This window comes from Gordonia sp. DT218, assembly GCF_049847105.1.
In the GTDB taxonomy this organism is placed as follows: Bacteria; Actinomycetota; Actinomycetes; order Mycobacteriales; family Mycobacteriaceae; genus Gordonia.
Genome location: NZ_JBNCNS010000002.1, coordinates 534,281 through 559,711, shown reverse-complemented (window position 1 = coordinate 559,711; position 25,431 = coordinate 534,281). Strand labels below are relative to the sequence as shown.

Annotated in this window: 23 protein-coding genes and 1 pseudogene; 15 read left to right on the top strand and 9 right to left on the bottom strand. The window is 67.3% G+C overall.

What is annotated here, in order from left to right; translation table 11 throughout:
• Window positions 1-47 precede the first annotated feature (47 nt).
• Together ACPXCG_RS09385 and ACPXCG_RS09380 are read left to right on the top strand one after the other, a co-directional pair.
• Entirely contained in the window at window positions 48-662 is a 615-nt protein-coding gene (locus tag ACPXCG_RS09385; RefSeq protein WP_425792087.1) for an RNA polymerase sigma factor, read from the top strand.
• Window positions 659-1,126 (top strand): hypothetical protein, encoded by a 468-nt coding sequence (locus tag ACPXCG_RS09380; protein WP_425791350.1) that lies wholly within the window; start codon window positions 659-661, stop codon window positions 1,124-1,126. The genes ACPXCG_RS09385 and ACPXCG_RS09380 overlap by 4 nt, the downstream gene beginning before the upstream one ends.
• Here the strand turns inward: ACPXCG_RS09380 and ACPXCG_RS09375 are convergent.
• The 3 genes from ACPXCG_RS09375 to ACPXCG_RS09365 form a co-directional block, all read right to left on the bottom strand.
• On the bottom strand, window positions 1,119-2,348 hold the full coding sequence (locus ACPXCG_RS09375) for an acyl-CoA dehydrogenase family protein (protein ID WP_425791348.1): 1,230 nt from the start codon (window positions 2,346-2,348) through the stop codon (window positions 1,119-1,121). The genes ACPXCG_RS09380 and ACPXCG_RS09375 overlap by 8 nt on opposite strands.
• Window positions 2,349-2,512: 164 nt before the next feature.
• Window positions 2,513-2,806 carry a hypothetical protein gene (locus ACPXCG_RS09370; protein ID WP_425791346.1) on the bottom strand — a complete coding sequence of 98 codons (294 nt, stop codon included), beginning with the start codon at window positions 2,804-2,806 and terminating at the stop codon, window positions 2,513-2,515.
• Window positions 2,807-2,915: 109 nt separating this feature from the next.
• Window positions 2,916-3,434, bottom strand: a complete 519-nt coding sequence (locus tag ACPXCG_RS09365) for a hypothetical protein (protein WP_425791344.1) — start codon at window positions 3,432-3,434, stop codon at window positions 2,916-2,918.
• A gap of 206 nt (window positions 3,435-3,640) precedes the next feature.
• Between ACPXCG_RS09365 and ACPXCG_RS09360 the strand changes: the two genes are divergently transcribed.
• The 5 genes from ACPXCG_RS09360 (at window position 3,641) to ACPXCG_RS09340 (ending at window position 10,222) form a co-directional block, all read left to right on the top strand.
• On the top strand, window positions 3,641-6,028 hold the full coding sequence (locus ACPXCG_RS09360; protein ID WP_425791342.1) for an acetyl-CoA acetyltransferase: 2,388 nt from the start codon (window positions 3,641-3,643) through the stop codon (window positions 6,026-6,028).
• Window positions 6,029-6,142: 114 nt separating this feature from the next.
• A complete protein-coding gene (locus tag ACPXCG_RS09355; protein ID WP_425791340.1) occupies window positions 6,143-7,306 on the top strand; it encodes an AI-2E family transporter in 1,164 nt (387 codons plus the stop codon).
• Between the two features lie 48 nt (window positions 7,307-7,354).
• Complete coding sequence (locus ACPXCG_RS09350; RefSeq protein ID WP_164308965.1) at window positions 7,355-7,651, top strand: YiaA/YiaB family inner membrane protein; 297 nt, start codon at window positions 7,355-7,357, stop codon at window positions 7,649-7,651.
• 169 nt (window positions 7,652-7,820) lie between these two features.
• Window positions 7,821-9,056, top strand: coding sequence for an acyl-CoA dehydrogenase family protein (locus tag ACPXCG_RS09345; RefSeq protein WP_425791338.1), 1,236 nt, complete (start codon window positions 7,821-7,823; stop codon window positions 9,054-9,056).
• Between the two features lie 23 nt (window positions 9,057-9,079).
• Entirely contained in the window at window positions 9,080-10,222 is a 1,143-nt protein-coding gene (locus ACPXCG_RS09340) for an acyl-CoA dehydrogenase family protein (RefSeq protein WP_425791336.1), read from the top strand.
• 21 nt (window positions 10,223-10,243) lie between these two features.
• On the opposite strand, the gene ACPXCG_RS09335 is transcribed toward ACPXCG_RS09340, so the two are convergent.
• Complete coding sequence (locus ACPXCG_RS09335; RefSeq protein ID WP_425791335.1) at window positions 10,244-11,011, bottom strand: enoyl-CoA hydratase; 768 nt, start codon at window positions 11,009-11,011, stop codon at window positions 10,244-10,246.
• A 187-nt stretch (window positions 11,012-11,198) separates the two neighbouring features.
• Between ACPXCG_RS09335 and ACPXCG_RS09330 the strand changes: the two genes are divergently transcribed.
• Window positions 11,199-12,305: an NADH:flavin oxidoreductase/NADH oxidase gene (locus ACPXCG_RS09330; RefSeq protein WP_425791333.1), complete on the top strand. Its 1,107-nt coding sequence runs from the start codon at window positions 11,199-11,201 to the stop codon at window positions 12,303-12,305.
• 97 nt (window positions 12,306-12,402) lie between these two features.
• On the opposite strand, the pseudogene ACPXCG_RS09325 reads toward ACPXCG_RS09330, so the two are convergent.
• The 3 genes and pseudogenes from ACPXCG_RS09325 to ACPXCG_RS09315 form a co-directional block, all read right to left on the bottom strand.
• Window positions 12,403-12,531, bottom strand: a pseudogene (locus ACPXCG_RS09325) (AMP-binding protein); the annotation flags it as partial.
• Between the two features lie 232 nt (window positions 12,532-12,763).
• Window positions 12,764-13,540, bottom strand: a complete 777-nt coding sequence (locus ACPXCG_RS09320) for an SDR family NAD(P)-dependent oxidoreductase (RefSeq protein ID WP_425791331.1) — start codon at window positions 13,538-13,540, stop codon at window positions 12,764-12,766.
• A 33-nt stretch (window positions 13,541-13,573) separates the two neighbouring features.
• Complete coding sequence (locus ACPXCG_RS09315) at window positions 13,574-14,230, bottom strand: TetR/AcrR family transcriptional regulator (protein WP_425791329.1); 657 nt, start codon at window positions 14,228-14,230, stop codon at window positions 13,574-13,576.
• Between the two features lie 114 nt (window positions 14,231-14,344).
• Between ACPXCG_RS09315 and ACPXCG_RS09310 the strand changes: the two genes are divergently transcribed.
• The gene (locus ACPXCG_RS09310; RefSeq protein WP_425791327.1) at window positions 14,345-15,703 is read left to right on the top strand and encodes a cytochrome P450; all 1,359 of its coding nucleotides are present in this window, start codon (window positions 14,345-14,347) and stop codon (window positions 15,701-15,703) included.
• Here ACPXCG_RS09310 and ACPXCG_RS09305 read toward each other — a convergent pair.
• Window positions 15,700-17,964, bottom strand: a complete 2,265-nt coding sequence (locus tag ACPXCG_RS09305; protein ID WP_425791325.1) for a glycoside hydrolase family 3 C-terminal domain-containing protein — start codon at window positions 17,962-17,964, stop codon at window positions 15,700-15,702. The two genes, ACPXCG_RS09310 and ACPXCG_RS09305, sit on opposite strands and share 4 nt — an antisense overlap.
• A gap of 110 nt (window positions 17,965-18,074) precedes the next feature.
• On the opposite strand from ACPXCG_RS09305, the gene ACPXCG_RS09300 reads away from it, so the two are divergent.
• From ACPXCG_RS09300 to ACPXCG_RS09280, 5 genes are all read left to right on the top strand, one after another.
• On the top strand, window positions 18,075-20,387 hold the full coding sequence (locus ACPXCG_RS09300; RefSeq protein ID WP_425791323.1) for a carbon starvation CstA family protein: 2,313 nt from the start codon (window positions 18,075-18,077) through the stop codon (window positions 20,385-20,387).
• Entirely contained in the window at window positions 20,384-20,578 is a 195-nt protein-coding gene (locus ACPXCG_RS09295; RefSeq protein WP_425791321.1) for a YbdD/YjiX family protein, read from the top strand. Before ACPXCG_RS09300 ends, ACPXCG_RS09295 begins: the two co-directional genes overlap by 4 nt.
• Before the next feature lie 69 nt (window positions 20,579-20,647).
• Entirely contained in the window at window positions 20,648-21,769 is a 1,122-nt protein-coding gene (locus ACPXCG_RS09290) for a hypothetical protein (RefSeq protein ID WP_425791319.1), read from the top strand.
• Window positions 21,770-21,778: 9 nt separating this feature from the next.
• On the top strand, window positions 21,779-22,417 hold the full coding sequence (locus ACPXCG_RS09285; protein WP_425791317.1) for an endonuclease: 639 nt from the start codon (window positions 21,779-21,781) through the stop codon (window positions 22,415-22,417).
• Between the two features lie 275 nt (window positions 22,418-22,692).
• Window positions 22,693-23,016 (top strand): transglycosylase family protein, encoded by a 324-nt coding sequence (locus tag ACPXCG_RS09280; RefSeq protein WP_425791315.1) that lies wholly within the window; start codon window positions 22,693-22,695, stop codon window positions 23,014-23,016.
• Window positions 23,017-23,091: 75 nt separating this feature from the next.
• Here ACPXCG_RS09280 and ACPXCG_RS09275 read toward each other — a convergent pair whose 3' ends face one another.
• A complete protein-coding gene (locus ACPXCG_RS09275) occupies window positions 23,092-24,306 on the bottom strand; it encodes a cation:proton antiporter (protein WP_425792086.1) in 1,215 nt (404 codons plus the stop codon).
• 147 nt (window positions 24,307-24,453) lie between these two features.
• Here ACPXCG_RS09275 and ACPXCG_RS09270 point away from each other — a divergent pair, with 147 nt between their 5' ends.
• The gene (locus ACPXCG_RS09270; RefSeq protein WP_425791313.1) at window positions 24,454-25,317 is read left to right on the top strand and encodes a hypothetical protein; all 864 of its coding nucleotides are present in this window, start codon (window positions 24,454-24,456) and stop codon (window positions 25,315-25,317) included.
• The last annotated feature ends 114 nt before the right edge of the window (window positions 25,318-25,431 follow it).

Genomic DNA, 25,431 nt, shown 5'->3' with positions numbered 1-25,431 from the left:
CCCTTGGCCGCCCACGGAGCGCCGTCGCACCCCTGTGGTTGAGCGAGATGTCCGACGACGAGCTGGCGGCCGCGGCGGCCGTCGGTGATCGTGAGGCGTTCGCCGTGTTGGTCGCCCGGGTCTCACCCGGACTGCTGCGATATCTGCGCCGCATGGTCAGCGACCCCCAGACGGCCGAGGACCTCGCGCAGGAGACCCTGCTGCACGCGTGGAAGAGCCTGCCCGACTTCGGTTTCCGCAGCTCGTTCCGCACCTGGATGTTCGCCATCGCACATCGCCGCACAGTCGACCAGTATCGGCGCCGTCGTGACGTGCCGACCGACGAGGGGCGATTCGTGGAACTGGCCGATCCCGCTCCCCTACCTGCCGAGCAGGCCGAGCACTCGTCGCTGGTCGATGCCCTCCGGCACGAGCTGGCCAACCTCCCCCCGACGTCGCGCGCCGCCTGGTGGCTGCGCGAGACCGAAGGGCTGTCCCTCGATGAGATCGCCCGGGTGTTGCAGATCAGCACCGGCTCGGTCCGTGGTCACCTGCAGCGCAGCCGTCGATACCTGTCGGCGCGGTTGGCCCCTTGGCGCCCCGGCCCTCCGCCCGACACCCTTCATCGCCACCAACTCGGGTCGGAACAGGCCGAACACCACCGGAACGGAGCGCAACCGTGAACGATCTCCACGTCGACGACGAGCACTCCGACGAGACCGATGCCTGGCTGGTGGAGGCAGGTCGTCGGCTCGACGAGCCGACCGGCGACGTCCAACGCCTGATCGATGCGATCTCCGGAAACCTCAGCCGCGTGCGTCGACCCGCGCGAACTCTGACCACCGACACCCCGGGTGTGGCGATGAGCGACCGGATCATCAAGCAGCTCTTGTCGATCCGCATCCGATCAACCCTCGGTCGGCTCGTCGTGTTCGTGGCGGTCGACGGCGAGACCGACGTGATCGACGGCATTCGGATAGGCCTGATCGCTCAGTACCACGACGAATTGCCTGCACGCTCCGACGACATCCGGGATGTGGTGGACGACGTACTTGTCACCGCGCTCGGCCGGCACACGACGGCCACCGCACGGCAGCACATCACCGTGCGGTGGCAGGACGTCTACACGCGGGAATGGCTCACCTGACGACCTGTCGAGCCGACACCTGACGGCGGCCGGCGCTCCACGCATACGGCAGATCCGCACCGTTGAGTACGTGATCGCCGATGGCCTGCAGCTTGTAGATCAGGGGATTGTGCACGGAGATGGTCCGTGCATTGCGCCAGTGCCGGTCGAGACCCAGCGACTCGGAGGTGATGGACGCTCCGCCGACCTCGAACAGCTGGGTCGTCGCGTCGAGGACCGTGGAGATCACCGCCTGCTGCGCGCGGGCGACATCGAATTCGACTCGATCCAAGAGCTTGTCGTCCTGTCCGCCTGCGTCGAGGAGTTCGTCGAGCTCCGCGGCGATGTCCAGGACAAGCGTGCGTGCCGTGAAGGCCGCCGACGAGAGACGACCGATCACCTGCTGCACCAACGGATCGTGCCGGGGCAGGTCGGCGGGCGCATGGGTGTAGGTGCGCGTGCGATCACGCACCCAGGCGGTGGTGTCGTCGAGGGCGCGCTGGGCGATCCCGGCCAGCACGGCGAGCTGCACCAATTGGAGATACGAGGTCGCGTAGGTTCGGCCCTCGACTCCGTAGCCAGGACCGAGGATCTGATCGGCCGAGATCGCAACACCGGCGAACTCCGTTGTGCCGCTGCCCGTCAGACGCTGGCCGAAGCCGTCCCAGTCGTCATGCCGGGTGACCCCTTCCGCGCCGCCGTCGACGAGCACCGAGACCCGCTCCCCGTCCCGATCCGCGGCGACCAGGATGTGGTCGGCGTACAGACTGCCGGTGCTGTAGTACTTGGTGCCGTCGAGGCGCCAGGAGTCACCGTCGGCGGTGAGCCTGGTCTGGTAGCGATCGATCGCGCCGACGCCCGGTTCGGTGATGGCGTTGCCCACCAGCGTCCCGTCGCCGACTGCCCGCAGCCACCGCTCACGGGTGACCGCGTCGTCGGACAGCAGCTGATCCTCGACGAACGACCAATGCACCCGCAGCGCCTGCGGCAGATTCGATTCGGCAGCGGCCAGGTCGACGAGCAGACGGAACAGCTGGCGCACCGATGCGCCGTGGCCACCGAACTCGACCGGCACCCGAAGTGCACCGAACCCGACCTCGTTCAACCAGCCGACCTCGTCGAAGGTTGGCCTGCGACCCGCCTCGCGCTGCACCGCCTCCGCGGCGATCCGTGCGAAGACGGGAGCGAAGATCTCATCGAGCTCGGAATTTGTATACGAACCCCGGTCGGTCGTGGCGGTCACGGCGGCCCTTTCCTCGGTGCAGGTCGATCGGCGTGCACAGTCTGGTCGCCGAGAACCGGTACGAGAACCCTTCCGCGCCGCGTGACCCAAACCCGACCACCCGGTCCGTGCGGACCGACGCGTCCGGGATGTTCCGTTCACGCGAACACCCCGATGCGACTCGGTCACTTCCGACGTGGATACCTGCTCCGATACTTGACCCGACGGCCTTTTGCCACATCGCGTTGTGCTTCGGGCTGCCGCTCGACCCGGTCATCGACGCGGTAGATCACATAGGCGGCGCCGAACAGGACGACGGTCACCACTGCCGAAACGACCCCTACGGCATAGCGCTGGCTCGCCAGCGCAACCACGGTCACCGCCGCGGCCACCGTTCCGATCAGAGCCGCCAGGTAGGCAAACCACATCGTCGGCACAACCAGACGTTGTCGCCGCAGCCGCTTCTGTGTCTCGCCCATGAGTGGTTCCTCTCGATCAGTTGGAGGCAATGGCCGTTGCCTCCAGCCAACCCCCCAGACGCCAGAAGTCAACAACATCTACGACGAATGCGATCGAGCTTCGGTGAATTCAGTCGACGGCCGGTCCGGCGTCTCGGATCTCGTCCACCTTGCTCATCGCTGCGCGGAGCTCGTCGAGCCACGAATCCGTGTGCCGGCCCACGAGTTTCACGCACCACGACAGGGCGTCCGCACGACTCCTGGCCACCCCGGCGGCAACGAGCGTGTCCAGGACCTGGCGTTGAGGTTGACGCAGCCTCGTCATCACCGGCACCGCGAGATGGGTGAACAGTTGCGACGTCTCGCCGCACCGCACGCCCCACGCGACCTTGCGGTCGAACCGGTGCTCGGCCTCCCGGGCCACCTCGATCCGTTGATCGCGGGTCGACTCGCGGAATCGGGCGATACGCCCGGCCTCCGCCTGCCGCACCGCTGCCGCGTCCGCGCTCTCATCGACGTCCGGCGGCCCGATCGTGCCGATGACGGTGATCTCCTCACGGTCCACCCGCACCTCCGGCGCACCGGTGAAGAGGCCGTCGGGAAGTCGTCCCGTCAGCCAGCCGGCCACAGAGGTCTCCGTGTCGGTCATGTCGACTCCCTCGTCAAGCGCTTTCGCACTGATGATTACTTGTAATCAACGATAGCCTGTAATGCCGATGGTGTCAGCAGAGTGGAACATGTTCGGGGGTCGGTGCGCCCTGCGACCACACCGGGTGGATTAATGGATTCAGCACACTGCCATCGATCAATGGTCAGATGGCCCGTCGTCCGAACGTTGTCCCGGAAGGTCATCCGATGCCACGATCCGTCCCCCTGTCCGAACTCGACCCGAACACCCCGGTGATCGTGGGTGTCGGTCAGGCCTCCGAGCGGCTGACCGACACCGGATACGAGGGATTGAGCGAAGCCGACCTCGCGGCCCGCGCGGTCGAGGCGGCACTGACGGACTCCGGTGTCGCGGCGCCGTCCATCGCGGCCGAGATCGACACGGTGGTGGGTATCCGCACCTTCGAGGAATCGAGCCCGCTCTCGACCTCGCCACTCGGCCGACCCGACAACATGCCGCGCGCGGTCGCCAAGCGAATCGGGATGGATCCACGGCGTGCGGTCGTCGGGGTGACGGGCGGTCAGAGTCCCCAGAGCCTGCTCACCGAGTTCGCGGTCGAGATCGAGGCCGGACGGTCCACGGCCGCAGTTCTCTTCGGCGCCGAGATCATGTCGACCGTCCGTCATCTCATGTCGTCCACCCCCGCAGACCAGCGCCCCGACCTCTCGGAACAGGTGGGCGGTCAGCTCGAGGACCGCGGCTACGCGATCGCGGGCCTCACCTCCCATCAGGAGGCCAAGCACGGCCTCATCGCGCCGATGTCGCAATATGCCGTCCTCGAGAACGCACGCAGGCATCGCCTCGGTCTCGGCCGTGACGAGTACGGGCGCACCATGGGCGAGTTGTTCGCGCCCCTGTCGCGGGTCGCGGCAGGCAACCCGCATGCCGCCGCGCCGACGGTGCGCTCCGTCGACGAACTGGTGACCGTCGCCGACGGCAACCGTGTGGTGGCGGATCCGTTCACGCGTCTGCTGGTCGCTCGCGACCAGGTCAATCAGGCCGCCGCAGCGGTGATCCTGTCGGTCGGTCAGGCCCGCACGCTCGGTGTCGACCCATCGCGGTGGGTGTTCCTGCACGGGCACGCCGACGTTCGTGAGCAGACCCTCATGAAGCGGCCGGACCTCAGCACCGGGCCGGGCGCGGCGGCCGCGGTCCGCCACGCCCTCGAGGTCGCCGAGGTCGGCCTCGACGACGTGTCCTTCATCGACATCTACAGTTGCTTCCCGATCGCGGTCTCCAATGTGATCGACCCGCTCGGGATCGCCGCCGACGATCCGCGCGGGCTGACCCTCACCGGCGGCCTCCCCTTCTTCGGCGGCCCGGGTAACAATTACTCACTGCACGCGATCGCCGAGGCCGTGGACCGGGTCCGCACAACGCCCGACACCTACGCGCTCGTCGTCGCCAACGGCGGCATCCTCAGCAAGACATCGGTCGGCGTCTACAGTGCGCGGCCCGCCGCGTGGCATCCGGCGGATTCGGCCGGAGTCCAGGAAGAAGTCGACAACTCGCCGACGGTCCGGCCCATCGACTACGCCGACGGCCCCGCGACCATCGAGACCTTCACGGTGGTCCCCGGCAAGGACGGCCGACGCAAGGGCGTCGTGATCGGGCGGGTCTCCGACGGTGCCCGATTCGTCGCCAATGTCGAGGAAGACGACGAGGAGATGTTCGACATCCTCGCGGCCGACGATCCGGTCGGTGCGAACATCTACGTCCGATCGTCGGCGACCGGCAACCGGGTCTACCCGAGCCGGGCCGCCATGATGCGCCGCCGTCCGCCCCCTGCGCCGGCATTTCGCGAGCACTACGACCACGTCGAAATTCGACGCGATGGTCACCTCCTCGAGGTCACCATCAATCGACCCGAGGCCCGCAATGCCCTCCACCCAGCCGCCAACGCCGAACTCGACGCGATCTTCGACGCCTACTTCGCCGATCCCGAACTGTGGGTTGCCATCCTGACCGGTGCCGGCGACAAGGCGTTCTCCGCGGGCAACGACCTCGCACAGACATCCGGCGCGGGACTGGAGGTGCCGAAGAACGGTTTTGCCGGCCTCACCTCGCGGCGTCACCGGCCCAAACCGGTCATCGCTGCGGTCAACGGTTACGCGCTGGGCGGCGGGTGCGAGATCGCGCTCGCATGTCACATCGTCGTCGCCGATGAGCGTGCCACCTTCGGACTGCCGGAGGTCAAGGTGGGACTCGCGGCCGTCGCCGGCGGACTCGTCCGGCTCCCCGCTGCGGTCGGCGGTGCCCTCGCACGGGACATGATCCTGACCGGACGACGCCTCGACGCAACCGAGGCGCTGGCTGCCGGACTGGTGAGCAGGGTCGCGCCCGCCGGTGAGGTCATGACGCTGGCTCGGACGGTCGCCGACGAAGTGCTGACGAGCTCGCCCACCTCGGTGCGCGAATCGCTGCGGGCCATGGAATCCTCAGCGGCGATCCCGGACGAGATCGACGCCATCGACGCGACCTCGACTGCCCTCGACAGTCTCCTGGTCAGCCAGGACACCATCGAGGGCATCACGGCCTTCGTCTCGAAACGACCACCACGGTGGACGGGTCGCTGAGCGTCGGCGTGCTCCGCCCGTCAGGGCGCTCCGGGGGTTAGGATCAGCCCGACCGACGAGAGGCTGGCAATGACAGTTGAGCAACCCGAGGCCGACGAGACGAGAGGTTGGTCGATGCCCCGCGGCACAATCGTGCTGCTGTCGATCACCGGGCTGATCGTCACCGTCGGAGGGATGAAGGCGGTCTCCGGCCTCGTCGGCCCGGTCTTCCTCGCGTTGATGCTCACCGTCGCCGTCCAGCCCATCCCCGCGTGGCTGCGCCGCAAAGGGGTGCCCACCTGGCTCGCGTTCGTCGCGACCCTGCTGGCCGTCTACGGAATCTTGTTGGTGCTCTTCGGTTCCCTGGTCTTCTCCATCGCGCGGCTCGCGACGATCCTGCCGGAGTACTCCGACAAGTTCCAGCAGCTGATCGACAACTTCCAGAAGTTCCTCACCGATCACGGGGTGAGCCAGGAACAAGTACACAACATGATCTCGCATATCGATCCGGGCAAAGCGATCGGATACGTCGGCGACATCCTGGAAGGCACACTTTCGGTCGCGTCGGCGTTGATCCTCGTGATCACCGTGCTGCTGTTCATGGCCGCCGACGCGATCACGTTCGACAAGCGGATCGCGGTGTTGCGCGGTCAACGTGCCGACATCGCAATGGCTTTCAGCAGCTTCGCACGGGGAACGCGCAGCTACCTGCTGGTGTCCACAGTGTTCGGGCTGATCGTTGCGGTCCTCGACACGGGCGCGCTGTGGCTGCTCGGGGTGCCGCTGCCGATCCTCTGGGGCCTGCTGTCGTTCATCACCAACTACATCCCCAACATCGGTTTCGTCATCGGCGTGATCCCGCCTGCCCTGCTCGCCCTGCTCGACGGCGGCGTGGGGCAGATGCTGCTGGTGATCGTCGTCTACAGCGCGATCAACATCGTGATCCAGTCGGTGATCCAGCCGAAGTTCGTCGGTGACGCGGTCGGACTCTCCACCACACTCACCTTCCTGTCGCTGGTGTTCTGGGCCTGGGTGATCGGGCCACTGGGCGCGATCCTCGCGGTGCCGCTCACCCTGATGTCGAAGGCTCTGCTGATCGACATCGACCCCTCCACGCGCTGGGTCGATGTCCTACTCGCATCGTCGGCGCCCAAGGATCAGCCGAGGCCGGCAGAGGCATCTCCCGAGCCCGACCCCCCGGATGAACCCGGGGCGCCGGACGGGTCCGGCGGTCCCGAAACCGGCGGCCCCGACGATTCCGGAAACTCCGATTCCAGCGGGATTACTCAGCCCACCTGAGTAATCTCACGCATCCGCCCGGGCTCGCCTGCTGGGAATCTGATCGGCATGAGCACCTCGAACGAGATCCCCCAAACCGTCACCACCGCCGCGTTCTACGCCCAGGCCGCCATCGCCTTCGGAGTCAGCCTCGCCACCGCGATCGTCGGCATCCTCTACCTTCCCCTCGACCCGTGGCAGCGAGGCTTCCTCGCGATCACCCTCTTGTTCCTCACGTCGAGCACGTTCACGCTCGCGAAGGTCGTCCGCGACCGGCAGGAACAGACGACGGTCCGTGCCCGACTCGACGAGGCACGGATGGACAAGATCATGGCCGACCACGACCCCTTCAACCGCGTCGCCTGAGCGCCGCCCCACCCATCGCCCGGATCGCGTGTCCGACCTGGTGTCGCGACACGAGGTCCGGGCATCCCGCTTTCCTATCGCGGGTGCCCTGACGTACATTCGACTGAGAACATATATTTGATAGGCGGAGCCCACGGAGTGGTGCAGCGCAGACAGGGGTGACACTTCGATGGACATGACGTGGTCGGATGCCGACATCGCGTTCCGCGACGAGGTACGCGAGTTCCTCGAAGCCAACCTCACGCCAGAGTTGCGTGCCGCGGGACGTTTGAGCACCAGCGTGTATGCCGATCACGAGGCTTCCATGGCCTGGCAGGCCATCCTGCACGAACACGGCTGGGCCGCACCGGCGTGGCCCGTCGAGTACGGCGGCTGCGACTGGACTCTCACCCAGCACTACATCTTCAGCCGGGAGTCAGTCCTCGCCGGCGCACCGGCCCTGTCCCCCATGGGCATTCGCATGGTCTCCCACGCGATCATGGCCTTCGGTACGCAGGAACAGAAGGACCACTTCCTGCCCGGCATCCTCGACGGCAGCGTCTTCTTCTGTCAGGGCTACTCCGAGCCCGAGGCCGGCTCGGACCTCGCATCCCTGTCCATGGCCGCGGTCAGCGATGGCGACGACCTGGTGGTCACCGGCAGCAAGATCTGGACCACCCACGCCGCGGAGGCCAACTGGATCTTCTGCCTGGTCCGGACGTCGCGGCAGGAGCGCAAGCAGCAGGGCATCACCTTCGTGCTCATCGACATGCGGTCGCCGGGTATCGAGATCCAGCCCTTGGTGATGGCGTCGGGCGAGCAGATCCAGGCCCAGGTGTTCTTCGACGGCGTACGAGTGCCGAAGGCCAACGTGCTCGGCACCATCGATGACGGCTGGACCGTCGCCAAGTACCTGCTCATCTTCGAACGTGGAGGTGGCGCCGTCGCGCCCGCACTCCAGGTGATGTGCGAGCACATCTCCGAGCGCGCAGCCACCGTGACCGGGCCCTCCGGGGTGCCGCTCATCGAGGAGCCGGCGTTCGCTGCAAAACTCGCCGACGCACAGATCCGGGCCAAGGTCCTCGAGGTGCTCGAGTACCGCGCCCTCGCCGCGATGAGCTCGGGCGGGGACGCCGGTTCGGTGGCATCGATGCTGAAGATCCTGGGAACCGAACTCAGCCAACACATCACCGAACTCGACCTCGAGGCGGCCGGTCCACACGGACGGGTCTACCAGCCACACGCTGCCGTACCCGGCGGGCCGATCGCACAATACGAGGTACCCGCTGACGGCTACGTCAGCGGGGAGACCTGGCAGGCGGTGGCACCGCTGCATTACCTCAACGACCGTGCGGGATCGATCTACGCGGGTAGCAACGAGATCCAGCGCAACATCCTCGCCAAGGCTGCACTCGGACTCGGTTAGAAAGCAACGGAGCAATTCACGTCATGGACTTCACACTCACCCCGGAACAGCAACTGCTCCGCGACGGCCTGGCCAAATTCCTGGCCGCCCGCTACGACCTCACGACGAGCCGGGATGCGGCCAAGGTCGGCGCCGGTTGGCAACCCGAGATCTGGCGTTCCTTCGCCGACGAACTCGGCGTGATCGGCGCCTGCCTCCCCGAATCCGTCGGCGGCGACGACGGCGGCCCAGAGGAACTCATGGTGGTCACCGAGGCGCTCGGATACGCACTCGTGATCGAGCCGTTCGTCGATTCGGTCGTTCTCGGCGCCCGGCTCCTGGAACGCACCGGCGCCGAACGCGCACTCGCGGTCGCAGCGAAGATCGCCGCCGGGACGGCCGTTTCGGCACTCGCGGCAATCGAAGACGGCTCGGGCGGAATGCTCAATCATGTCGACACCCATGCCGAGCGGTCCGGGGACAGCTGGATCCTCAACGGCGCCAAGGCAGTGGTCACGTCCGCACCGATCGCCGACCACCTGATCATCACGGCGCGGACCTCCGGTGACGTGCGCGACCGCAACGGTCTGTCGATGTTCCTCGTCGACCTCGGCGACGCGCCCGACGGCGTGGCCATGCAGACGGTCCGCACGATCGACGACCGGCGGGCCGCCGACCTCACCTTCACCGACCTGCGGCTCGACGCCGACGCGCTCATCGGTCCAGAGGACGCGGCACTCCCCCTCCTCGAGCGGGCGTGGGACGAGGCGACGGCGGCAGTTGTCTCGGAGGCCGTCGGCGCCATGCGGAAGGTCCTCGACGACACGGTCGAATATGCCAAGCAGCGCCAGCAGTTCGGAGCATCGATCGGGAGCTTCCAGGCGCTGCAGCACCGGATGGTCGACATGTACATCGAGCTCGAACAGGCCGTGGCCGCACAGTATTACGCGATCCTCACGCTCGATGCGCCACCGGCCGAGCGGGCAGCCGCGGTGTCGGCGGCCAAGGTGACGATCAGTCGCGCGGCCCGCTTCATCGGACAGAACGCCGTCCAGCTGCACGGGGGCATGGGCATGACCGAGGAGCTGGCCATCGGCCACTTCTTCCGCCGGCTCACCGCGATCGAGTACGAATTCGGTTCGGCCGACGCACATGTGGCTAGGTTTGCGCGCCTGACGACGAGCTGACCGCGACTCGCGCGTGTGTTGTCATGAGTCCGTCCATACCGGTGTGCGTTTCTCCAGGAAGGCCGACATCCCTTCCTGGGCGTCGCAGGTCATCGCGTTGGTTGCCATGGTCTCCTGCATCAGCAGGTAGGCCTCGTCCTCTCCGAGGTCTACCTGCTGGTAGAACGCCGCCTTTCCGATCGCCAGCGTCGACGCACTCGATCCAGCAATCCGCAACGCCAGATCCCTGACCACCGCGGGAAGTTCGCTGTCGTCGACCACGTCGTTGACCAGCCCCCAGTCGGCCGCGGTGGCCGCGTCGACGGCATCACCGGTGAGCAGCATCTTCATCGCCCGCTTTCGTCCGATCGCCCTCGTCAGGGCGACCATCGGCGTCGAGCAGAACAAGCCGATCCGCACGCCGGGGGTGCTGAACCGCGCCGACATACCGGCAACGGCGAGGTCGCAGGTGGCGACCAGTTGGCAGCCTGCAGCGAAGGCCATTCCGGCGACCTCGGCGATCACCGGTTGCCGGACCGTGTGGATTGCGGACATCAGCTCGGTGCACACCGCGAATGCAGCGCGCTCGTCATCGAGGGTGCGGTCGACGAGTTCACCGAGATCGTGCCCGGCGGAAAAGGCCGGGCCGAGTGCTCGGATGATGATCACCCGTACATCCCGGTCCGCATCGAACTGCCGCAACGCGTCGGTGATCGCCCGCATCGTGTCGGTCGAGAGCGGATTACGGCGGCGGGCATCGTCGAGGGTGATGACACCGATCGAAGCGTCGGTTGTGACGGTGATGGACATGACTCCACTCTCCCCGCTCGGCGGCGTCGGCGACACGCGTTTCGACCCAGTGCCCCGTCAGACCAGTGCCCCGTCAGACCAGTGTCCCGTCAGACCAGTGCCCCGTCAGACCCGCTGCCCCGTCAGACCAGCTCCGTCAGTCACCGAACAATCCGTTTGTGCGATCCGGGAATCTCTCGTCCCGGTCGTGACGTTCTTGTCTCACGTGACCACCAGTCCCACTCTCTTCCGCCCGCTGACCATCCGCGATCTCGAGATCCCCAACCGCATCTGGCTCGCCCCGATGTGCCAGTACAGCTGTTTCGCCGGTGACGGCGTACCCACCGACTGGCACCTCGTGCACCTGGGTGCGCGGGCCACCGGGGGATTCGGGCTCATCCTGAGCGAAGCGGCGGCGGTCACGCCGGACGGACGCATCAGCGCTCAGGACGCGGGGATCTGGAACGACGCACAGGCCGGGGCGTGGCGGCGGATCACCGATTTCGTGCACGACCAGGGCGCCACCGTCGGCGTCCAACTCGCGCATGCAGGCCGCAAGGCGTCGGTGTATTCGCCGTTCGCCGAACAGTCCGGCAGCGTGCCCGCAGCCGAGGGAGGCTGGACCACGGTCGGGCCGTCGCCGATCGCCTTCGACGGATTCGCAGCGCCGGCCGCGCTGAGCACCGACCAGATCGCTGAGGTGGTGGAGGCGTTCGCGAACGCGGCCCGTCGCGCCGATGCCGCCGGTTTCGACGTGGTCGAGATCCATGCGGCGCACGGCTACCTGCTGCATCAGTTCTTGTCGCCACTGTCCAACGAGCGCAACGACTCCTATGGCGGAAGTTTCGACAATCGCGTCCGGATCGTGCTCGAGGTCGTCGAGGCGGTCCGGCAGGCGTGGCCGGACGGCAAGCCATTGTTTGTCCGCATCTCCGCCACGGACTGGACCGAGGGCGGGTGGGACCCCGCCGACAGTGGTCGGCTCGCCCGGTTGCTCGGTGACCGCGGTGTGGACCTGATCGACGTGTCGACCGGCGGCAATGTACACGCCGACATCCCGGTGGGACCCGGATACCAGGTGGAGTTCGCGCGCTCGGTCCACCGCGAGTCGGGAATCGACACCGCCGCAGTCGGACTCATCACGCAGCCGGACCAGGCCGAGAAGGTCGCAGGGGACGACGACATCGCGGCGGTGTTGCTCGCACGCGCCGCCATCCGTGAGGCCGCCTGGCCGTTGCGCGCCGCGCACGAACTCGGTCTCGCACGTCAGGACGCGCCGTATCCCGACCAGTACACCCGCGGCGCCTGGCGGTAGCGGCCAGCCCACCCGGACCACGGCATCGACGTCGGCGAGCACCTGGGTCTTCAGCACCTTCTTCGCGACCTTGCCGGTCGCAGCGCCATGAACCCATGTCCATCGCATTGGTGATGATGCCGCGGTGGGTGACCACCACCCACTTGGGTCGTCCGGCGGTTCCCGACGTGTACCGGATCGCCGCGACGTCGTCGGATTCGACATCGGCGAAATCGTTGCTGTCCAAGGATTCTCCGTGGACGAGATCGTCGAGCGCGACACCACCCGAACGGCCCCCCGCCGGTCCGGACGCCGATGATCGGGCGGCACCGACAGGTCGTCGAGGGCCACGAACGCCTCCTCAGGTACTCCGGTCGGTATTGCCGACCACATTACGGGCCCGCTTACTGTTGATCTAACAGTATTTACCGCCGGATCGCGGAATCCGGCCCGCCCGGATCGTCGGGGCCGCCCGGCACTCAGAGCGCGAACGAGTACCCGCCGTTGACCGGGATGGTCTGCCCGGTGATCCACGAACCCTGATCGCCGGCAAGGAGAACCGCGAGGTGTGCCAGGTCGTCGGCGGTTCCGGGGCGGCGGATCTGGTAGTTCTGCAGTATCGCTTTGGCTCGTGGCGAGTCCGGGTCGTCCCAGAGCGCCTCGGTGAGCGGGGTGTGCATGGTGCCGAGCGCGATGCTGTTCACCGTGATCCCGTGGCGTCCGCCCTCCATCGCGATCGAACGCACGAACCCTGCCGCGCCGGCCTTCGCCGCCGCGTACACAGCGCTGTTGCGATCGCCGGTACGCGCCGCGTCGGAGACGATGGTGATGATGCGACCCCAGCCACGAGCGATCATGTCCGGCAGCACCGCATGCGTACAGTGCATCACGCCGTAGAGATTGACCTGGATGAACGGCTCCCAGTCGACCGGATCGGTCTCGTGGAAGCGACGACCCACCGTGAACGGGCCCGCACCCGCATTGCCGGCATTGTTCACCAGGATGTCGATCGTCCCCGAAGCGGCGACCGCGTCGGCGACGGCACGGTGATCGGTCACATCGAACGGGACCGCGGTGGCGACGCCACCGGCGGACCGGATCTCGTCGACGACGGCATCTGCGCGCTCCCGGCCGAGATCGTTCACCAGCACCTCGGCTCCCGCCTCGGCGAAGGCCAACGCCAGCCCTCTGCCCACGCCCTGCCCGGCCCCCGTTAGCAGGGCCCGTCGACCGTCCAATTCCAACCGTATCGCCACCGTCGACAACATAGTACGGATCTCGGTGGCCGATCAACCCTCGATGTTGGCACCCACCAACGCGATACACGCGGCGACCGCCGGCTCGACGATGGTGTGGAGTGAGCGGTTCTCCTCCAGCGCCGAGGCCGCGAGCTCACGGATGCCACCCCAGATCATCACACCGATCTCGCGTGTCATCGGGGCGATGCCCGCGGCCCGCATCTGCGGATTGTCGGTCAACGGCACCAGTACATCGATCAATGACTCCATCGCCTCGACCTGCACCCGCCGCGCCGACTCACCGAGAGCCGGCAGCTCACGAATCCAGCTCCACGCGATCTCCGGATGTTCGTCGGTGACGGACACGTACACCTCGACCGCCTGCCGGATCTGCGTTCTCCATTCGGCCGCCGGATCGACTGCGCCGGCGATCGCCGCGACCATGGCGTCGTTGGTCGTCTGCAGCAGGTCGACGAAACACGCCTGTTTGTCACTGAATTCCTGATAGAAGGACCGGCGGGACGTACGGGCGACCCGCACCACATCGGCGACCGTGGTCTCCCGATATCCGCGGTCCATCAGACATCTGGCCATGGCATCGAGCAGGCGTTGCCGCAGCGGTGACACTCTCCCGCCGCCGGGGCCGGTCGGCGCCCTCCCGTCGTCGGCCTCCGTCGGGGCCGCCTCGGACACAGCTGCATCGGACACCCCCCAACCATACGACCCCGTCCCCTTGCGACAACGCGGAACGCGAGCGTACCGTCGGACCGGTACGCCGCTGTACCAGCCGCCGTCACCCGTCGCCCGGGAAGGGATTCGCACATGGTCGCCGCACAACCGATCGGAAGATCCGTCGCCGACTCGAGCACATCGCCCGACCCGTCGCCGGTACTGCCACCCGGACCGCACCTGCCCCCGTTCGTGCAGGGTCTCGGGTTCGTGGCCCGGCGCCGCCAGACGCTCGCCGCCTTTGCCCGTCGGTACGGCCCCGCCTTCACACTCCGAATCCCGTTGTTCGGCAAGGTCGTCGTCATCGCCGATCCGACCACGGCCAAGCAGCTGTTCACCACGTCTACCGACCAGGTCGCCAACGTCCAGCCGAACTTGGGCCGCATCCTCGGCGACGGATCGATGTTCGCACTCGAGGGCACTGACCACCGCCGCCGCCGCAAACTCCTCACTCCCCCGCTGCACGGACGGAGGATCAAGCAATACGAAGCCGTGGTTGCCGAGGAATTCGACGCGGAGGCACGGACCTGGCGGATGGGCACCGAATTCGCCACCCTCGAACCGATGATGCGCGTGACACTCAACGTCATCCTCCGGACGGTCTTCGGCGCTGACGGGCGCGAACTCGACACGCTGCGTGACATCATCCCGCCGCTGGTGACAGTCGGCTCCCGCCTCGCATCCACCCCCGACATCCCGTTCTCCCTGGGCCGTCTGGATCCACGACGCAACTTCGTCACCCGCCGGCAGGTCTACGTCGACACCCTCGCGACGCTCATCGCGAAGGCACGCGCGGATCCCCGGCTCGACGAGCGCGACGACATCCTCGCGCTGATGCTCCAGAGCACCTACGACGACGGTTCGTCGATGACCGACGCCGAGATCGGCGACGAGTTGCTCACGCTCCTGGTGGCCGGCCATGAGACCACCGCGACCACATTGGCCTGGGCAATCGAACGGCTACAACGGAATCCGGACGTCCTTCGCGCACTGGTCGACGAGGCCGACGAGGGTGGCAGCGAGCTCCGGATGGCCACCATCATGGAGATCCAGCGCAGCCGCCCGGTCATCGACCTGGCCGGCCGCCATGTGGTCACCGAACTCCTCGAGCTCGGCCCCTATCGAATCCCCCAGGGCTACAACGTCCTGGTCGCCATCTCCCTCCTACACGACGACAGCAGGCAGTTCGCCGACCCGGAGCGCTTCGATCCCGACCGGTTCGTCGGGAACACACCGGGACAGGCGTGGCTCCCGTTCGGTGGCGGGACCCGCCGGTGCATCGGCGCGGCATTCGCCCACATGGAGATGGACGTCGTCCTGCGAAGCCTGCTGCGGGACTTCGTCATCGAGCCGACATCGGCCAAGGGCGAGGCGTGGCACAGTCGTGGCGTGGCCTACTCGCCCCGCCGTGGTGGCCGCGTCACTCTCCGCCGCCGCGTGGCCCCGGGCTAGGCGAGCAACTCGTCGAGCGCGGCCTCGTCGAGGCCCAGCATCGGCGAGATACGGCCGATCGGGAACGACGAGACCATCATCAGGATGGCCGGGTCGATTTCGTCGACGCCCATCAATGCCGCGATCCGGGAACGGAATTCGGGTCCCGCGATCGGATGGTCGAGCACTTCACCGACCGTCGACGACGGGCCGACGGGTGCGGTGCGATCGTCGCCGGGCACCTCGACGGCGGTGACCACCCGGATGTCGCGGCTCGACGCGCCGACCTCCACCCGGTAGGCGCCGCCTTCCACGACCCAGTCGTCGGCCGCCCGATCCCAATAGGCGAGTTCGGATCTCGGTATCCGCAGTCCGAGACGCTGCGATCCTCCCGGCTCGAGGTCGGCGATCCCGACCGCCTTCAGCTCCCGGGGCGGGCGGGCGACCACCGAGTCGTCCAGGCCGAGATAGACCTGCGCCACCGCCCGCCCCTCGCGAGCGCCCGTATTCGACACCGTGACGCCGAGCTCGAGCCCCGCCGTTGTCGACGTCACCTCGATGTCGTCGAATTCCATTGTAGTGTAGGATAATCCGTGGCCAAACGGATAGCGGACCGGGAGATCACGAGCGTCGTACCACCGATACCCGACGAAGATCCCCTCGCCGTAGCGCACGTGCAACTGTTCGCCGGGGAAGTCCAGGAACGACGGACTGTCGGCGAGCCGGAGCGGGATCGTCTCCGCGAGACGTCCGGACGGATCGGCCACGCCATAGAGGATGTCGGCGATCGCTCCGCCACCGGCCTGCCCGAGCAGCCAGCCCTCGAGCACCGCAGGGGCCGCATCGACCTCGGCGAGGTCGACCACGCTTCCGTTGGAGAGCACCACGACGGTCCGCGGGTTCCCCTCGAGGACCCGCCTGAGCAGTTCGAGCTGCGGTGCGGGCAGGCGCCAGTCGGTGCGGTCGAAGCCTTCGGATTCGTCGTCGTCGCCGAGTCCGAGAAAGACCACCGCGACCTCGGACCGGCGGGCGGCATCGACCGCCGCATCGACCATCTGATCGTCGGATTCCGTTGCGGCGATCGCGAATCCGGGTGCGAACGACACTGCGTCCGGGGCGGCGAGCGACCGCATCTCATCGAGCGCGACGTCGAGGCGGAAGGGATTGATCTTCGAACTGCCGCCGCCCTGATAGCGCGGTGTCCGCGCGAACTCGCCGATCACCGCGACCGACGTCGATCGGGAGAGCGGCAGCACCGGACCGGCGTCGTCGACGGCATCGTTCTTCAGCAGGACCGGACAGCGCCTCGCCACCTCCCGCGCCAGGCGGTGGTGCGCTTCGCGGTCGTACGCCGCGCCGTCGGCTCCGTTCTCCGCTGCGGCCGACGCCAGCTCGACGACCCGGCAGGCCGCGGCATCCAGTACCTCCACAGCCACGTCGCCCCGATCCACCGCGGCCCGCACCGCGTCCGGTCCGACGTCCCCACTCGACGGCATCTCCAGATCGAGTCCGGCGCTCAGCGCCACCACCCGGTCGTCGACCGCCATCCAGTCGGAGACCACCAGCCCGTCGAATCCCCATCGCCCCCGCAGCGTCTCGGTGAGAAGCCAGGTGTTCTCGGTCGCATACACACCGTTGATCTTGTTGTACGACGCCATGATCGTCCACGGCTGTTCGGTGCGGACGATGTGCTCGAACGCCCTGAGATAGATCTCGTGCAGCGGGCGCTCGTCCACGTCCGCACTGACCCGGAGACGTTCGTGTTCCTGGTTGTTGACCGCGAAATGCTTGACCGAGGTCCCGATGCCATGCCCCTGCACGCCGCGCACCAGGGCGGCCCCGATGCGGCCCGTCAGATATGGGTCCTCGGACAGGTATTCGAAGTTCCGCCCGCCGAGCAGTGACCGCTTGATGTTGACGCCCGGCCCGAGGATCACCCCGACCCGTTCGGCGACGCACTCGATCCCGAGCGCATCCCCGACGCGCTCGATCGCGGCAGCATCGAACGACGAGGCCATCGCCACCGCCGGCGGGAAACAGACCGCCGGAACCGAGTCGTTGATGCCGAGGGCGTCGGCATCGCCCGCCTGTTTGCGGATTCCGTGCGGCCCGTCGGTGAGCATCAACGGTTCGACACCGTGGTCGGCGAATCCCACGGTGTGCCAGAACGATGCTCCCGATGTGAGGGCGGCCTTCTGTGTCGTCGAGAGGGCGGCGACGATCTCGACGGCTCGCGCGTGATGGTCACCGGGCCGCGACGGGGAGGGCGATTGAGTGGGCATGAAGCCAGCCTGCCCGAGGCGATATCTCGATTCAATGTCCCCGCCGAGTGGGTCCCCGTACGGGCTGTATAGTGACCCGGGCCACACTCGTGATGAGGAAGGTAGCGCCGATGACGGTTACCGACGAACGCGCGGACGACCCGAACTTCGAGTACGTCAGAACCGATCCCGATCGGCCGCCCGTGGCGATCATCGATCGCTCGCCGATGACGACCGGCAAGAAGATCCTGTTCGCCATCATCGGGTTGATCGGCGCGGTCTCCTGGGCGATCGTCGCCTTCGTCCGTGGCGAGACCGTGAACGCGGTGTGGTTCGTCCTGGCCGCGGTCTGTACGTATGTCATCGCGTACCGTTTCTACGCCCGGATGATCGAGATGAAGGTCGTCAAGCCCCGCGACGATCACGCAACGCCCGCCGAGGTCCTGGACAACGCACGCGACTACATGCCGACCGACCGCCGGGTGCTGTTCGGTCATCACTTTGCGGCCATCGCCGGCGCCGGGCCCCTCGTCGGTCCGGTGCTGGCCGCCCAGATGGGCTATCTGCCGGGCACGATCTGGATCATCATCGGCGCAGTGTTCGCCGGTTGCGTGCAGGACTATCTGGTGCTGTCCATCTCGACCCGTCGTCGGGGACGGAGTCTCGGCCAGATGGCCCGCGACGAGCTGGGCGCGTTCGGCGGGACTGCGGCCATCGTCGCCGTCTTCGTCATCATGATCATCCTGATCGCGGTCCTCGCACTGGTGGTCGTCAATGCCCTGGCCGATAGTCCGTGGGGCGTGTTCTCGATCGCGATGACCATCCCCATCGCCCTGTTCATGGGGGTCTACCTGCGCTACCTCCGGCCCGGTCGGGTCAGCGAGGTGTCGATCATCGGTGTGGTGCTGCTGCTCGGTGCAATCGTCGCGGGCCGCTACGTCGGCGAATCCTCCTGGGGCAACGACTGGTTCAGTCTCTCGCCGGTCTTCCTCAGTTGGGCCATCATCATCTACGGAGTGGCGGCCGCCGTGCTGCCGGTGTGGTTGCTGCTGGCGCCACGCGACTATCTCTCCACCTTCATGAAGGTCGGCACCATCGCACTGCTCGCCGTGGGCATCCTGTTGGTCCGCCCGGTGATGGAGGCGCCGGCGGTCAGCGACTTCGCCTGGAACGGAAAGGGCCCGGCCTTTGCGGGTGCGCTGTTCCCATTCCTGTTCATCACGATCGCCTGTGGCGCCTTGTCCGGATTCCACTCGCTGATCGCCTCCGGCACCACACCGAAGATGCTGGCAAAGGAGAGCCAGGCCAGGGTCATCGGATACGGCGGCATGCTGACCGAGTCCTTCGTCGCGATCATGGCACTGATCACCGCGTGCATCCTCGATCAACACCTCTATTTCGCGATGAACGCCCCGAAGGCGGTCACCGGCGGCACGGCCGAAGGGGCCGCGGACTACGTCAACGGCCTCGGCCTGGGCGGCACCCCGGCGACCGCCGAACATCTCCAGCAGGCCGCCGAGGGCGTGGGTGAGTCGTCGATCGTGTCCAAGACCGGTGGCGCCCCGACGCTCGCGATGGGCATGGCCGACACGCTCCAGGACGCGATCGGCGGCGAATCGCTGCGGTCGTTCTGGTACCACTTCGCGATCATGTTCGAGGCGCTCTTCATCCTGACGACCGTCGATGCGGGCACCCGTGTCGCGCGATTCATGCTCTCTGACGGCATCGGGAACCTGCCCGGCGCAAAGCGATTCAAGAATCCGTCGTGGCGTCCCGGCGCCTGGCTGTGCACGGTCATCGTCTGCGCACTGTGGGGATCGATCCTGCTGATGGGTGTCACCGACCCACTGGGCGGCATCAACACGCTGTTCCCGCTGTTCGGCATCGCCAACCAGTTGCTCGCGGCGGTCGCACTGACCGTCGTCACGGTCGTCATGTTCAAACGAGGCCAGGTCAAATGGGCCTGGATCCCGGGAGTACCGCTGATCTGGGATTTGATCGTCACCATGTGGGCGTCGTGGCAGAAGATCTTCTCCGGCAACCCGTCCATCGGATACTGGTCGCAGCACAGCGCGTTCGTCGATGCGAAGGACCAGGGTCTGACGACGTTCAAGACGGCGAAATCCGCGGACGAGATCGACGCGGTCATCCGGAACACCTTCATCCAGGGCACCCTGTCGATCATCTTCGCCGTCCTGGTGTTGATCGTCGCCGTCGTCGGCGCCTACATCTGCTTCCGGGCGCTCCGACTAGGTGGCATGCCGACCACCGAGGAGGAACCGGTGCCGTCGAATATCTTCGGACCGCGCGGGCTCGTCGCGACGCCCGCCGAGAAACAGATCCAGCGAGAGTGGGACGAGTATCTCGCGGCCCATCCGACGATCGAGTCGTCGAGTGAGTCACCGTCGAGCGAGTCACCGTCGAGCGGGACGAGATCGCCGTGATCGCCACCATCCGTCGTGGTTGGGACGCCGTCAGTTGGTACGTCGGCAGCGTGATGGGCGACCGCGACTATGCGCACTATCTCGACCACGCCGCACGCACACACCCGGATCGGCCCCCGCTCTCCGAGCGGGAATATTGGCGGCACCGGTACGCCGAACAGGACCGCAACCCCGGCGCTCGCTGCTGCTGATCGGCGACGTGCCAACCGGTGGACGGCATCCGGGATTGACCCGCTGTCGCGGCGGGTAGTACTGGATGCATGGTGGATCACCGCGAACACAACTCCGGCGACGCGGGCCTTCACGGCGTGGCCGATCATGCTGACACAACTCCGTGGTCGGTACGGGTCGTCGCCGATCCGGGCCCGCCGACGGCTGCCGTCGACCGGATCCGCGACCGGCTGGATGAACGCCTGCGGGACAGTGCCGGGATCGACTCACTCAAGGTCGACACCGAAACCCTCGCGCTGAACCCAGACGGCGGACTCCTCGTTCCGGAGCGGCTGCGCGACCCAGGGGATGAAGCCTCGGTGGTCGTCGTGATCACCGAGTTCCCGCGTATGGACGGGCGACGAGGCATGATCGCTGAGGTCGACCACAACCGGTCCACGGTGGTCGTGTCGCTGCCGGCACTCGGCATCGTCACCCATCGGCTGCTGCCCGTGATCGTCGCAGCGGTCAGGCGTGTTCGCTCGCCGCACGCGAGGAGCGCCGTCCACGGCGCGCGTTGGTTCCCGGCCGACCGGGACGATCTCGAGTATCTGGCCTCCGGGAAGTTGTTGAGCCGCACCAGGATGGTTGCCGGAATGGTCCGCGGCAACCACCCGTGGAGGCTCATCCCGACCCTGACCGGCCTGATGGCAGCTGCCGCCGCCACCGCCAGTTTCGGCGTCTTCTATTCCTCTATCTGGGCGATGGCCAATGCACTCAGCCCGTGGCGCCTCGCCGGTCTGTCGCTGCTGTCGATGGTCGTGATGACGGTGTGGTTGATCGTCAACAACCGGCTGTGGGAACGGAAGGGCATGCTGCCTCCGGCGCGCGCCCGGCTTTACAACGCGGCGACCGCGACGACAGTGCTGCTCAACGCCGCAGTGTTGTACATCGGCCTGTTCGTCACCACGGTGTGTGCCGCGCTCGCCGTGATCGACTCCGGTTTTCTGGCGCAGGAGTTGAGCCTCCAGAGCGCGTCGTTCCACAATTATCTATATCTGGCCTGGCTGGCGACGTCGATGGGCACGGTGGCCGGAGCCGTCGGTTCCAGCGCCGACAGCTACTCCGACATCCTCGCCGCGACCTACGGATATCGCGAACGCGGACGTCGCCGGCGCGAGGAGGACCGCGAACAAGAGATCGAGGCCTCACGCGAGTCCGCCGGTCGGTGAGGAGGAACCATGGCCACCGAGAAACAGCAGCAGATCGCGAGCGCGCTCGTCGAGCGCGCCGGTCGGACGTATGCCGACGAGGCCGGCATCACGCTCAAGGACACGCCGGCACCACTGTTCCAACTCCTCGTACTCTCGCTTCTGCTCAGCACCCGCATCTCTGCCGACATCGCCGTCGCGGCGGCCCGCGAGCTGTTCTCCGCCGGCTATCGCACGCCGGAGAAGATGGCCACGGCCGAGTGGCAGTCGCTCGTCGACGCTCTGGGTCGCGGTCATTACGTCCGCTACGACGAGAGCACGGCCACCCGGCTCGGCGAAGCAGGCCGGAAGGTCCTCGACGACCATCACGGCGATCTACGCGCACTGGCGGACACGGCCGACGGCGACGTCGGCCGGGCCGCCGCGCTGCTACAGGAGTTCACCGGGATCGGCCCGGTCGGTGCGGACGTGTTCCTGCGCGAGGTGCAGTCGGTCTGGGAGTGGGTCGCGCCGTACTTCGACAAGCGAGCGCTCGCGGTCACGGCGGACCTGGGTCTGCCCGACGATTCCGCCGACTTGGCTCGGCTGGCCGACGGCCGACCGGCCGTGCTGGCGGCCGCCCTCGTACGGGCTTCTCTCGACGACGACGTGCGCAGGGATCTGGGCTGATCCGAAAGCCCTATTTCCGCCGAAATGCTGTGACACAGAACACAGTTGAGATGTGTTCTTCGTCACCGTGGATTTGATTGTGGAAAGTGATGATTCGCCGCAAATCACCGCGATGCGCAGGCAATTCACCGGAATCCCCCAGGTGTTATCTGAGCGTTACCCCAATGCCGCAGGTCACCGTGTCGGCGTGACCTATCCGTTACCCATCTTGTACGGTCGCCACCGGTCCGAAGATCAGCTGCCCAGCCCGCTACGGGGCGGCGATAGGAGGAACGATGACCATGAGTATGAAGAAGCTCGCTGTACGCGCCGGAGTTGTCGGCGCACTGTCCCTGGCCCCGCTCGCCGCATTCGCCGGCACCGCTTCGGCGGCGGGCAACTGGGACGCTGTCGCCCAGTGCGAGAGCGGTGGCAACTGGTCCACCAACACCGGAAACGGCTACTACGGCGGTCTGCAGTTCTCGCAGAGCACCTGGGAGGCCAACGGCGGGTCCGGTAGCCCCGCGAACGCCTCGAAGGCCGAGCAGATCCGCGTGGCCGAGAATGTTCTCGCCTCGCAGGGTCCGGGCGCCTGGCCGGTGTGCGGCTCCAACCTCTGATTCTCAGAGCAGAGCTCCACGTCTGACCCGTGAGCCGGGTCGAGGAGTGTCGATGACGACACGACTCGGCCCGGCTCACGTCGTCAGGTCACTCCGATGTCGGGCACCGATCAGCCGTGCCATCATCGGGAAGAGCAGGACCGTCGTCGCGCCGGCCGCGACAAGGGTCGACGCGACCCCGATCGACATCAGATCCGACGCCGTCGCGACCTGTGTCACCGCAACGATGATCGGGAGTCCCGCCGCGGCGTAGAGCGCCAGCTGTGCGCGCTCGTGACCGAATTCAAGATTCGACCCGTGTTCGATGTAACGCTCACTCAGCCACACCGGCAGCCCTCGGGCCACCGCGATCGCTGCGACGAGGGCCGCCCACATCCCCGGGTGTCCGAGCACTGCCGTCACGTCGATACCCATCCCGGACGTCACGAAGAAGACCGGGATGAAGACACCGAACCCGATCACCTCGAGAGACTTGCCCACTTCTTGCTGTTCGGGCCCGATGAGGCGCCGCAGGATCAGGCCGGCCGCGAAGGCCCCGAGCACCACGTCGAGGTCGAACACGGCCGCCACCGTCATCAGTGACACGAGTAGCAGGATGACGATCCGCACCGGCAACTGAATTGTGCCTCCGCGCATGACGGTCACGGCTCGTCGCACGCCGGGCACACGCGCGATGAGCCGTTGCGGCACAGCGCCGATGATCACCGCGGCCAGACCGAAGAGCACCAGCACCACCAGAGCTCCGATGACGTCTCGGCTGGTCAGCAGCAGCGACATGGCCAGGATCGGACCCAACTCCCCCACCGCACCGTGCGCCATCACCGAGCGGCCCAGTGGGGTGTCGAGAACACCGGCCTCACGGATTATCGGCAGCAGTGTGCCGAGCGCGGTCGAGGTGAGCGCGATGGCCACGGCGATGTGGGTGGAGAAACCCTCGCCCGGAACTGTCAGGGACACGACGACGAGCGCGGACACCAGACCGATCAGCCAGGTGAATCGTGCGACTCGCCCCGACTTGCCGCTCAGCAATTGCGGGTCCAGCTCGTAGCCGGCCAACAGGAAGAGCAGTCCGAGGCCCATCTGGCTCAAGATCGCGACACTGTCGTTGTCGGCCCAGCCCAGCATGTTCGGCCCGACGACCATTCCCGCGGCGAGCAGCACCACCGCGTCGGGCACATACCCCCGAGTCAACCGGGAGATCAGTGGTGACGCCACCGCCGCTGCGGCGATCCAAAAGAGCGATTCGATCGCCGTCGTGTCCATCTCGGACGACGCCTCGGCCAGCAGCATCATGTGGAACATCCTGGCACAGCGAGGTTCAGGCCCGATCCCGTCGCGTGCCGGGCGAATCGACATCTCGACCAATCCGCTGACGAGCACCACGCGAATGCTCGATAGAAGGACCACTGATCTACGACAAGCCGGAGGTTAGAACGCATGAGCAATCGCACACGAGGCCGTCACCGCGCACCGAACCAGCACCGCCGCATGGCGACATTCGTCGCCGCAGGATCCGCACCGGTGGTGTTCGCGTTCGCCGCTGCCGGGGCCGCGTCGGCGGCGCCGGCCGCGCCGCCGTCGCATGATCGTGCGCCGATGCCGTCGATTCCCACACTGCCCGCGATGCCCGCCGTGCCCATGCCGTCGCTGCCCGCGCTCGCACCGCACCTCTCGCCACCACCGGCCGTCTCGGAGGCCGCCGCACCGCGCCCAGCGGTCAGCCCCCGGTCGGATGACGTCGACACCAAGGCCGGAGATCAGCGAAACGGCCGCGGGACCCGGGTCCAGCGGACGCAGCCATTGGGACCACTCGATCTGAGTTCACTCCACGCACCGAGGCCGGTGGCACCGGTCAAGCCGATCACGCCGACCCCGGGAACCGTGCGCGCCGGTGATCTCCAGGCGCCGGCGCCCGACTGGTTGCCGGCGCAACAGACGCGACAGGTGAACGATGCGGCCGCGGGGGCCGAGGCCCAGGTCGCGGCCGCGGGTGACTCGATGGGCCTCGACCCCGCACGTTCGGACCGCGTCGCCGCGACGACCGTCGGCGACGCGACTGCCGGTGCGGCGATCGCGACCGCGACGGTCGGCGCACCGCTGGCCGCGGCCGGCGGAGTGGTCGGCGGAGTCGCCGGGCTGGTCGCCGGTGTGCCCTTCCTGCCCGCCGGCCTGGTTGTCGGCCCGGTCGCCGGGGCCGCCATCGGGGCCGCGGTGACCGCAGCCCCGTTCACCGCGATGGGAGCCGGAATCGGCGCAGGCGTCGGCATGGCACGGGGACTCGCCGAGCCCCCGCACCGGTAGGCGCGACCGGCACCTCGCATCCCGGCACCTCGCATCTCCGGGCAACGACACCAACAACCCGACCTGACCGTCGGGTAGGTGACAGGGTTGGAACCACACCCTCACCCGCGATTG

Coding starts and splice junctions, on each gene's coding strand:
- ACPXCG_RS09385 (WP_425792087.1), top strand. CDS start 48: ATGTCCGACGACGAGCTGGCGGCCGCGGCGGCCGTCGGTGATCGTGAG.
- ACPXCG_RS09370 (WP_425791346.1), bottom strand. CDS start 2,806: ATGGGCGAGACACAGAAGCGGCTGCGGCGACAACGTCTGGTTGTGCCG.
- ACPXCG_RS09365 (WP_425791344.1), bottom strand. CDS start 3,434: ATGACCGACACGGAGACCTCTGTGGCCGGCTGGCTGACGGGACGACTT.
- ACPXCG_RS09360 (WP_425791342.1), top strand. CDS start 3,641: ATGCCACGATCCGTCCCCCTGTCCGAACTCGACCCGAACACCCCGGTG.
- ACPXCG_RS09355 (WP_425791340.1), top strand. CDS start 6,143: ATGCCCCGCGGCACAATCGTGCTGCTGTCGATCACCGGGCTGATCGTC.
- ACPXCG_RS09350 (WP_164308965.1), top strand. CDS start 7,355: ATGAGCACCTCGAACGAGATCCCCCAAACCGTCACCACCGCCGCGTTC.
- ACPXCG_RS09345 (WP_425791338.1), top strand. CDS start 7,821: ATGGACATGACGTGGTCGGATGCCGACATCGCGTTCCGCGACGAGGTA.
- ACPXCG_RS09340 (WP_425791336.1), top strand. CDS start 9,080: ATGGACTTCACACTCACCCCGGAACAGCAACTGCTCCGCGACGGCCTG.
- ACPXCG_RS09335 (WP_425791335.1), bottom strand. CDS start 11,011: ATGTCCATCACCGTCACAACCGACGCTTCGATCGGTGTCATCACCCTC.
- ACPXCG_RS09310 (WP_425791327.1), top strand. CDS start 14,345: ATGGTCGCCGCACAACCGATCGGAAGATCCGTCGCCGACTCGAGCACA.
- ACPXCG_RS09305 (WP_425791325.1), bottom strand. CDS start 17,964: ATGCCCACTCAATCGCCCTCCCCGTCGCGGCCCGGTGACCATCACGCG.
- ACPXCG_RS09300 (WP_425791323.1), top strand. CDS start 18,075: ATGACGGTTACCGACGAACGCGCGGACGACCCGAACTTCGAGTACGTC.
- ACPXCG_RS09290 (WP_425791319.1), top strand. CDS start 20,648: ATGGTGGATCACCGCGAACACAACTCCGGCGACGCGGGCCTTCACGGC.
- ACPXCG_RS09285 (WP_425791317.1), top strand. CDS start 21,779: ATGGCCACCGAGAAACAGCAGCAGATCGCGAGCGCGCTCGTCGAGCGC.
- ACPXCG_RS09280 (WP_425791315.1), top strand. CDS start 22,693: ATGACCATGAGTATGAAGAAGCTCGCTGTACGCGCCGGAGTTGTCGGC.
- ACPXCG_RS09275 (WP_425792086.1), bottom strand. CDS start 24,306: ATGCTGCTGGCCGAGGCGTCGTCCGAGATGGACACGACGGCGATCGAA.
- ACPXCG_RS09270 (WP_425791313.1), top strand. CDS start 24,454: ATGAGCAATCGCACACGAGGCCGTCACCGCGCACCGAACCAGCACCGC.